Below are 9,480 nucleotides of genomic sequence, written 5' to 3'. Positions count from 1 at the left end.
GATGAAAAAAGACGCGATCGCAGTGGTGGGCGCCGGCGCCGCGGGCCTGATGGCCGCCATCGCGGCCGCCCGCGCGACCCCGCACGTGCCGGTGGTCGCCTTCGACGGGGCCCCGCGGCTCGGCGCCAAGATCCTCATCGCCGGCGGCGGACGCTGCAACGTGACGCACCACGTCGTCAGCGAGCGGGACTTCCACGGATCCACCGCCCCGGCCATCCGCCGCGTGCTGCGGGCCTTCGATGTCGAGGCGACGCGCGCGTTCTTCGAGGCCGAGGGCGTGCCGCTCAAGCGGGAACCGACCGGCAAGCTGTTCCCCGTGTCGGACCGCGCCCGCGACGTGCTGCAGGCCCTGCTCGACGCCGCCAGACGGGCTGGCGTGCACCTGCGCGTGCCGGCCCGCGTCACCGACGTGCGAGGGGATGCCGATGAGGGGTTCCTCGTCGATGTGGCAGGCGTCCCGGCCGGCGAGCGGTTCGGCGCGGTCGTCCTGGCGACGGGCGGGCGCAGCGTGCCCAAGACGGGGTCCGACGGCTCGGGCTATGCCCTCGCGGCGCGCCTCGGACTGCCGCTGACGCCGCGGATCTTTCCCGCGCTCGTGCCGTTGCGCCTGGCCGAGGGGCATCCGCTGAGGGCCCTGTCGGGGCTGGCCACCGACGTCCAACTCACCGTCGTCTCGGGCACGGGGCGACGCCTGAGCACCGTCACCGGCGCGCTCCTGTGCACCCACCAGGGCCTCTCGGGCCCGGCCGTCCTCGACGTCAGTCGCCTGTGGCAGGCGGCGCGGGACGAGGACCCACAGGCCGAGCTTCTCGTGCACTGGCTGGGCGACATTGCACCGGAGGACCTCGACAGCCGATTGCAGCAGCACGGCGCCCGCCCGGTGCGACGCGCCCTGGCGCCGCCGCTGCCGGATCGCCTCGCCGATGCACTCTGTGGGCTGGCCGGCGTCGACCCCGATCAGTCGGGGGCGACCCTCACCCGCGAGGCGCGCAAGCGCCTGGTCGGGGCATGCACGGCCCTGCGCCTGCCCGTGACGGGCACGCGAGGATTCGAGGTGGCCGAGGTCACCGCCGGCGGCGTTCCACTGTCGGCACTGACGCCGGGCCTCGAGGCGCGCACACGGCCGGGCCTCTTCCTCTGTGGCGAGGTGTGCGACGTGGACGGACGGATCGGCGGCTTCAACTTCCAGTGGGCGTGGGCCAGTGGCACCGTCGCGGGACGCGCGGCGGCCCGCCGCGTCTCGAGCGACACCGCACAACCTGTGTCAGGATCACGAAACCCATGAGGACGCACGGCACGGCAGGGCACCTGATCATCGCCGTGCTCGCACTGACCCTTACCTTTGGTAGTGGTCCGGCCGCCCTCACCGTCGCATCCGGCCCGCTGCTGTGGCAGGGCCGCCTCGATGCGCATCAGGTGTGGCTCTTCGGGACGATTCACGTGCCCGACGCGCGCGTGCTGGCCCTGGCGCCCGTCGTCCAGCAGGCCTTCGACCGCGCCGACCGCGTGGTCACCGAGATTCCGCTCGATGGCGCCCACCAGGTCGAACTGGCGTCGGCCCTGCTGCTGCCCGACGGCCAGCGCCTGCGTGCGATCATCGGCGAGGCGCAATTCTCTCGACTGGAGACGCGGGTCCGGGTCGCGCTTGCCAGGGACGCGCCCGAGGTGGCTCCGCTCATCGGGATCATGCTGGACCGCCTGAAGCCCTGGGCCGCGCTGGCACAGCTGGCGTCGCTCGACTACCTGCCCGAGCTGCTGGCGGGCAAGGCCTCGCTCGACGCGCACCTGTACGGGCAGGCGACGGCGGCGGGCAAGCAGGTCGGCGGGCTCGAGACGATCGCCGAGCAGGCCGGGACGTTCGATGCGTTCAGCCCTACCGAGCAGGCGGCGTTGCTCGACGAGGCCCTGCGCGACCTGGAGTCGCCGACGCGCTCGACCACCGGCGCTGCGCTGGTGGAGTGGTACGTGGAAGGAAATGGTGAGAAGCTGGCCGCGACGCTCTCCCAAGGCCGCAGCGATGCCGCCCTGGCGCGGAAGTTTCAGGCCGAGGTGCTCGTGAAGCGGAATCATCGCATGGCCGATCGCATCGACGCCCTGCGCCGCACCGCACCTGGCGAGCGCCTGTTCGTGGCCGTGGGCGCCCTGCACCTCGTGGGCCCCGACAATCTCCCGCAGCTCCTCGGGGCGCGCGGGTACGACATCAGCCGCGTGCGGCCCTAGCCGCCCCGGCAAGAAGGATTCGGGCATGCGTTTCAGTTCCGTGTTGATGGCGGTGGTGCTGGTGGCCGGATGTTCGGCCACGCCCGTATCCGAGGCGCAACCTGCCGCAGGGCGCGACGCGAAGGCGGGGCCGTCGCCGGTCCTCGCCACGGTCAACGGCACGCCGATCACCGAAGCCGACGTCCGCTCGGCCGCGGGCCTCGAGATCGCCCGCCTCGAAGAGCAGCTGTACGAGCTGCGCAAGGGGCAGGTGGACGGCCTGATCGCGAAGCGCTTGCTCGAGGCCGAGGCGACGCGGCGCGGCGTGACGCTGGAGGCCTTCGAGCAGGCCGAGATCGCCGGCAAGGCGGGCACGGTCAATGAGCCGGAGATCGATGGCTTCATCGAGGCCAATCGCGCGCGCATTCGCGGCGACGCCACACAGCTGCGGCCCCAGATCCGCGAGTTCCTGCTCGAGCAGAAGACCGACGCGCGCCGCACCAGCGTGGTGGCGGGCCTGCGCGCCGCCGCGACGATCGAGATGCGGCTCGAGCCCCCGGTGCCGCACCGCGCCGAGGTGGACATCACCGGCGCGCCGGTCCGCGGCACCGCCACCGCCCCGGTCACCATCATCGAGTACTCGGATTTCCATTGCCCGTTCTGTCGCCGTGTGCAGCCGACCCTGAACGCGCTGCTCGAGAAGTACCCGGGCCAGGTGCGCCTCGTCTACAAGCACCTGCCGCTCGACGGCCTGCATCCGCAGGCGCGACGTGTCTCCGAGGCCGCGTGGTGCGCCGGCAAGCAGGACAAGTTCTGGGGCTTCCACGACGCCGTGTATGCCGACAGCGGCAGTGACGCCAGCGACGCGACGCTGGCGCGGTACGCGGCGGCGGCCAATCTCGACGCCGCGGCGTTCACGGCCTGTCTGGCCAACCCCGAGACGAAGGCCGCCATCCAGCGTGATGTCGATCAGGGCGAGGCGCTCGGGCTCAACAGCACGCCAGGCTTCTTCGTCAATGGCCGCGAGGTCCGCGGGGCGCAGCCGATCGACGCGTTCGTGGCGATCATCGACGAGGAGCTTCGCGGCGCCCGCCGCTGAGACCGCGCGTGCCTCCAGCCCCGCGTCCCGACAACGAGCCGGCGCGCCTCGAGGCGCTGCGTCGCTACGCCATCCTCGACACGCCTGCCGAAGAGACTTTCGACCGGCTGACGCGCCTGGCGTCGTCGATCTTCGGCGCGCCGATGGCGTTGATCACCTTGATCGACGAGTCGCGCCAGTGGTTCAAGTCCCGCGTCGGCCTGGAGATGGTGTCGACGCCGCGCGAGCACGCCCTCTGTGCCCACGTCATCCTGAGCGATGACGTCCTCGTGGTACCCGACGCGACGGCCGACGCGCGCTTCGAGGACAGCCCGCTGGTGACCGGCGAGCCGGGGATTCGCTTCTACGCCGGCGCCCCGCTGACGACGCCCGACGGACAGCGCCTCGGCACGCTCTGCGTGATCGATCGCGATGCGCGGGCCGCCGGACTCACGCCGTTCCAGATCGCGCAGCTGCGCGATCTGGCGGCGCTGGTCGTCGCCCAGCTCGAACTGCGCCGCAGCACGGCCGAACTCGAGGCCAGTCGTCGCCAGCTGGAGCTGACGTCGATGGCGACGCGCGCCAGTCTCGATGCCATCCTGATCACGCACGCCGAGCCGGTCGAGGGTCCCGACGGCCCGACCATCGTGTACTGCAACGAGGCCTTCACGCAGTTCACGGGGTACGCGGCGGCCGAGGTCCTCGGGAAGACGCCACGCCTCCTGCAGGGGCCCGACAGCGATCGCGCGGCGCTCGATCGCATCAAGGCGGGTCTCAAGGCGTGGCAGCCCGTGCGCGAGGAGGTCCTGAACTACCGCAAGGACGGTACCCCGTTCTGGACCGAGCTCAACATCGTGCCGGTGGCCGATGCCTCGGGCTGGTACACGCACTGGGTGTCGGTGCAGCGCGACACCACCGAGCGGCACCTGGAACTGGAGGACCTGAAGGAGCGCGAGCAGCGCTATCGGCTGCTCTTCCAGGACAACCCGCAGCCGATGTGGGTCTACGACCTCGAGACGCTGGCCTTCCTCGACGTCAACGCCGCCGCCGAGGCGATGTACGGGTACACCCGCGAGGAGTTCCTCGCGCGCACCATCCTCGACATCCGCCCGCCCGAGGACACCGAGCAGGTGCGGGCCGCCGTCGAGTCACGCGTCGGCGGCATCTCGCGCACGGGCCCCTGGCGCCACCTGCGCAGCGACGGCTCGCTGCTGTTCGCCCGCATCTCGTCCTACCCGACGATGTTCGAGGGGCGTCGCGCGCGGCTGGTGCTGTCCAACGACGTCAGCGCGGAGAAGCACCTCGAGGAGCAGCTGGTCCAGGCCCAGAAGATGGAGGCGATTGGCCAGCTCGCTGGCGGTGTCGCCCACGACTTCAACAACCTGCTGACGGTGATCAACGGCTATGCGCAGCTGCTCATCTCGCGGCTGCACGAGGCCGACCCGCTGCGCGTCGACGCCGGTCACATCCTGCAGGCTGGCGAGCGCGCCGCGACGCTGACCCAGCAGTTGCTCGCCTTCAGTCGACGCCAGGTCCTGCAGCCACGGCCGCTCGACGTCCGCGGCGTCATCGACAACCTCCGCCCGATGCTGGGCCGACTGCTGCGCGAGGACATCGACGTCCGCACGTCGATGCCGGCAGCGCTGCCCTCGGTGATGGTCGATCCGGTGCAGCTGGAACAGGTGCTGCTCAATCTCGCCATCAACGGCGCCGACGCGATGCCCGAGGGCGGCACGCTGACGGTCGAGGCCGGCGAGGCCTTCGTCGATGCCGAGACCGCCGACCGCGAGGGCCTGCCCGAGGGGCCGTACGTCACCGTCTCCGTCACCGACACGGGCATCGGCATGGACGAAGAGACGCGCGCGCGGATCTTCGAGCCGTTCTTCACCACCAAGCCGAAGACGCGCGGGTCCGGTCTCGGGTTGCCCGTCGCGTACGGCATCATCCGGCAGAGCGGCGGCAACATCGTCGTGCGAACGGCCTTCGGCGAGGGATCCACCTTCGTCCTGTACCTGCCGCTGGCGGCCGCGGCCGCACCGGTGGTCGACGTGGCCGCGCCTGCCCCGCCCTCCGATCTCGGCGGCCACGAGACGGTGCTCGTCGTCGAGGACCACGAGGCCGTGCGGCGACTGGCGGCCGATGTGCTGCGCGCCCACGGCTACAACGTGCTCGTGGCCGATCACGGCGTCGAGGCGGTGGCGCTGGTCGAGGCGCACACAGGCACGATCGACCTGCTGCTGACCGACGTCATCATGCCGAGGATGTCGGGGCGTGAGGTAGCGACCGCCCTGCAACAGCGCGTGCCCAATCTGGGGGTGCTGTTCATGAGCGGCTACACGCAGACCGCCATCGTGCAGAACGGCGCGCTCGAGTCGGGGCTGCACTTTCTGGCCAAGCCGTTCACGCCGGCCGAGTTGCTGAGGGGAGTCCGGGAGGTCCTGTCCGCCAGGACCTCCAGAGCGGGAGACAGGACGCACGTGCCTACGCCAGAATCCGCACCTCCCGTGGCCACGGGCCCGCGCCGCATCGTCGTGGCCGACGATGAGCCGGGCCTGCGACTGCTCCTCGCCGCCACGCTGACCGGCGCCGGCTTCGAAGTCCTGCAGGCCGGCAACGGGCTCGAGGCGGTCCGGCTGTGCGAAGGCGGCCGCGTCGACCTGGTGCTGACCGACCTCGTGATGCCCGACCACGAGGGCCTGGAGACCATCCGTCGCATGCGACAGGAACGCCCGCACATCCCGGTCGTGGCGATGTCCGGCGCGTTCGACGGCGGCTTCCTCGAAGTGGCGCGCGCCATGGGTGCGGCCGCCGTCATCCAGAAGCCGTTCACGCCGGAGCAGGTCGTCACGGTCGTCAGCCGCGTCCTCGACGAGCACGCGTCCGGTCTCGAGCCCTGAGCCCTGAGCCCCGGTCTAGTCTCCGAGCAACTCGCCGAGCGCGTGGAGGTCGTCGACGCGGTCGGCGATCACCTTGGTCGCCATCAGCAGGGGCACACCCAGCACGACGCCCCAGGCGCCCCACAGCCAGCCCCAGAACAGCAGGCCGACGAACATCGCGACCGGGTTCATCCGGGCCGACCGGCTCATGAGGGCTGGCGTCAGCAGGAATCCCTCGAGCGACGTGATCGCCACCTGGATCGAGCCGACCATAACGGCTTCGCCGATGGTGCCGAAGTGCGCGAAGGCCATCGCCGATGCCGCGCCGGCCACCAGCGTCGGGCCGATGTAGGGCACCACGTTGGCCACGCCCGCGAGCAGGCCCCACACGGCCGCGTTGGGCATGCCGACGGCAAGATAGGCCAGCCACGTGGCGACGCCGACGATGCTGCTCACCGTGACGAGGGTGCGCAGATACACGCCGATCTGGTCCTTGATCTCGTCCATGATCTGCACGGTGATCTTCTTGCGCGAGAGCGACGGCCCCGTGAGCTTGACGAACTTGCGCTTGTAGAGATCCCCGGCCGAGAGCAGGAAGAACACCAGGAAGAGCACGAGCAGCACCTGCGCGGCCATGCCGGTGCCGGTCATCACGTAGTCGCGCAGGCCCGCCGGGGGCTCCACCACGCGCACGGGCTGGGCGCCGGACCGATCGCGCGGCGCGACGGCCGCAGCGCTGGTCAGTTCATCAGCCGCCTCCTGCAAGTCCGACATCGCACTCTCGCGATCGATGGTGGTGCTGACCAGGGCCTGCCTGATGCGCCGCGCCACCTGCGGCAACTCGTCGGCCAGCGCGGCGGCCGGTGCCGACAGCTGGTAGCCGATGCCGCCAATCAGGCCGAGCAGGAGCATCAGCACGAGGCCCGCGCCAGCGGGCCGCGGCAGGCGCAGGCGGCGAAGGCCTTCCACGAGCGGTGAGAGCACCAGGCTGATCACCATCCCCAGCAGCAGAGGGACGACCAGGGTCTGCGCCACGTACAGCGCCCACACCACGGCGATGGCTGTGAGCACCGTCAGCGACACGCTGCGGATGCTCATCGGGAGCGACACCGTGGGCAGGATCTCGTCGCGGACGAGATCGACGCTGCCCGAGGGGCGCACGTCGGAGACGTCGGGCGTGTCGGATGACGGAGGGGTGCTCACCCCGGGCTCGTCAGCAAGATGCGATCCACGGCCCAGGCTGCGATCGGTGAACAGGGCCGCAGGCCGCAGCCCGCGCTCGCCGGCGCGGCTCGGAGGACGCCCCGCGCGACGGGACTGACCTGAGGGCCAACAGGGCGACGCAAAACACTGCCACGCGGCCCAGGTGGGAGGGCCGCCCGTGGGAGGAGCGCCTCATGGGAGGGCCGCCTCGCCGAGGCGGCCGCCCTGCGACACCTCAACCGTGCCGGCGATGCCGACGTCAGGCGCGGGTCATGACGCGCGTCCTCAGGAGGAACCCGGTGGCAGCGGTGGCGAGCACGGCGGCAACGACGGCGAACTCGCGCAGCGTCGACTGCGCGAGCAGGGCGACACAGATCAGCGCCCCCGCGATCGGCACCAGCGCGGGCACCCGGAAGGGCGCGTGCCCCGGCAGCGCGGCGTCATCGAGCCGGGTGTCGGTGCGCTGGAGTTGCAGGGCCGACAGGCAGGCGAGCAGGTACACCGAGACCACCGCCACGCTGGCAAAGCTCGCGAGGGCCCCGAAGGTCCCGGACGACGCGACGAGCAGGATCAGCAGCGTCTGCACCACGATGGCGGCGGCGGGCGTGTGCCATCGCGGGTGTACGCGTCCGAGCCACGCCGGCAGCAGTCCCCGCTGCGCGACGGCGAACACGAGTCGTGGCGTCGACATCACGAGAGCGCTGACGTAGCCGAGCATCGAGATCACCGTGCCGGCCAGCAACACCGCGCGGCCCTGCGGCCCGATCAGGATGCCGGCGGCAGCGGCCAGCGGCGCGTCGGGGGTGAGGGGCAGCGCCGCCCCCAGCGCCACGGCGGCCGCGAGATGCACCGTGACGTAGAGGCCGGTGATCAGCGCCAGTGCGAGGACGAGGGCCCGCGGGATCGTGCGGGACGGATGTGCCACTTCCCCGCTCAGCGACATCGTGCTCTCGGCGCCGGAAAACGCGAAGATCAGCACCAGCGTGGCACGTCCGATCGCACCGGCGTCAGGCAGGGGACCGACCTGCCACATCCCGCCACCGCCGACCAGCACGCCGGCGCCGATCAGCAACAGCAGCGGGGCGAGCTTCGCGATGGTCAGGATCTCGAGCACACGCGTCCCCTGCCTGACGCCGCGCACGTTGATCCACGCCAGGCTGCCGAGCACCACCACGAGGACGAGGACACGCGCCATCGGCGTGTCGAGCAGGGGCGCATACGCACCGATCGCCGCCGAGAGCCCCGCCACCACGGCCGCCGACGCGAGCACGTCACTCAACCAGATCAGCGCCCCGCCGAGGAAGCCGATGAGCGGACCGAACGCCGCTTCGGCATAGGCGTAAGTACCGCCGACCCGTGGCACGCGACTCGCCGCGACCGCGAACGAGAGCACGATGCACGACATCGCCGCGGCGCAGGCGACGTAGGCATGCACGGCCGAGGTGCCCAGCATCTGGGCCACGAGGGCCGGCATGGCGAAGATGCCGGCGCCGACCGTGATGTTGAAGACCGCCGCCGTGAGACCGCGAACGCCGATGGAACGGGACAGCTGGGTCAAGGAACCTCGAAGGCCCCGGGCGCCACGCCCGGGGCCGGATGGCCGTTCAGATGCGCAGCAGCACCGCGCGCGCCGGGCGTCCCGTGGCGGCGGTCAGGGCAGCGGCGTAGAGGCCCACCTGCCGACGGTAGGCGTCGAGGCTCGTCTCCATGTCCGCGTCGGTCTTGAAGTCGACGACCGTCCACCCCTCGGGCTCTTCGAACGCGAGATCGAGCTGCCCTTCGACCCACGTGCCGTCCTCGAGTCGCAACGTGACGGGCGCTTCCCGGCGACACTGCCCCCGCGCGTGGGCCAGCGACGCCGACCTCAGCAACGGATGCTGCAGGGTATCCCGAATGGCCGCCACGACGGCGGGCTGATCGACGGCGCCGGCGCCCAGCACCCGGGCCTTGAACGCCACGGCCGATGCGATGTCGGCCTCCGACGCGTCGAGCCCGACGACGGCCAGCCCCTCGTGGACCAGGGCCCCGAACGCCCGGCCACCGCGGCGTGGCCCGCTGGCCGGCACCTGCAGCACCGCGACGTCCGTGGGCTTCGACGCGAGCGCGCGCGCGGCATCGGTCACC

At 71.5% G+C, this 9,480-nt stretch carries 7 protein-coding genes; 4 read left to right on the top strand and 3 right to left on the bottom strand.

Annotated features, from left to right (window positions below):
* The 4 genes from Q0C41_RS27235 to Q0C41_RS27220 all read left to right on the top strand — a co-directional run.
* The coding region (locus tag Q0C41_RS27235; RefSeq protein ID WP_291989440.1) for an aminoacetone oxidase family FAD-binding enzyme at positions 1-1,285 on the top strand (1,285 nt) is incomplete at its 5' end.
* Positions 1,282-2,220 (top strand): TraB/GumN family protein, encoded by a 939-nt coding sequence (locus Q0C41_RS27230; protein WP_291989438.1) that lies wholly within the window; start codon positions 1,282-1,284, stop codon positions 2,218-2,220. The genes Q0C41_RS27235 and Q0C41_RS27230, both read left to right, overlap by 4 nt.
* 25 nt (positions 2,221-2,245) lie before the next feature.
* On the top strand, positions 2,246-3,298 hold the full coding sequence (locus Q0C41_RS27225) for a thioredoxin domain-containing protein (RefSeq protein WP_291989436.1): 1,053 nt from the start codon (positions 2,246-2,248) through the stop codon (positions 3,296-3,298).
* Positions 3,299-3,306: 8 nt separating this feature from the next.
* On the top strand, positions 3,307-6,174 hold the full coding sequence (locus tag Q0C41_RS27220) for a response regulator (protein WP_291989434.1): 2,868 nt from the start codon (positions 3,307-3,309) through the stop codon (positions 6,172-6,174).
* Positions 6,175-6,189: 15 nt separating this feature from the next.
* Here the strand turns inward: Q0C41_RS27220 and Q0C41_RS27215 are convergent, their stop codons facing one another.
* The 3 genes from Q0C41_RS27215 to Q0C41_RS27205 all read right to left on the bottom strand — a co-directional run.
* A complete protein-coding gene (locus Q0C41_RS27215) occupies positions 6,190-7,356 on the bottom strand; it encodes an AI-2E family transporter (protein WP_291989432.1) in 1,167 nt (388 codons plus the stop codon).
* 259 nt (positions 7,357-7,615) lie between these two features.
* A complete protein-coding gene (locus Q0C41_RS27210) occupies positions 7,616-8,914 on the bottom strand; it encodes an APC family permease (RefSeq protein ID WP_291989430.1) in 1,299 nt (432 codons plus the stop codon).
* 46 nt (positions 8,915-8,960) lie between these two features.
* A partial coding sequence (locus Q0C41_RS27205) for a PD-(D/E)XK nuclease family protein (RefSeq protein ID WP_291989428.1) occupies positions 8,961-9,480 on the bottom strand: 520 nt, incomplete at its 5' end.

The sequence above is a fragment of the Luteitalea sp. genome (assembly GCF_022842525.1).
Taxonomy (GTDB): domain Bacteria; phylum Acidobacteriota; class Vicinamibacteria; order Vicinamibacterales; family Vicinamibacteraceae; genus Luteitalea.
This window is presented reverse-complemented; position numbering and strand designations above follow the sequence as displayed.

Coding starts and splice junctions, on each gene's coding strand:
- Q0C41_RS27230 (WP_291989438.1), top strand. CDS start 1,282: ATGAGGACGCACGGCACGGCAGGGCACCTGATCATCGCCGTGCTCGCA.
- Q0C41_RS27225 (WP_291989436.1), top strand. CDS start 2,246: ATGCGTTTCAGTTCCGTGTTGATGGCGGTGGTGCTGGTGGCCGGATGT.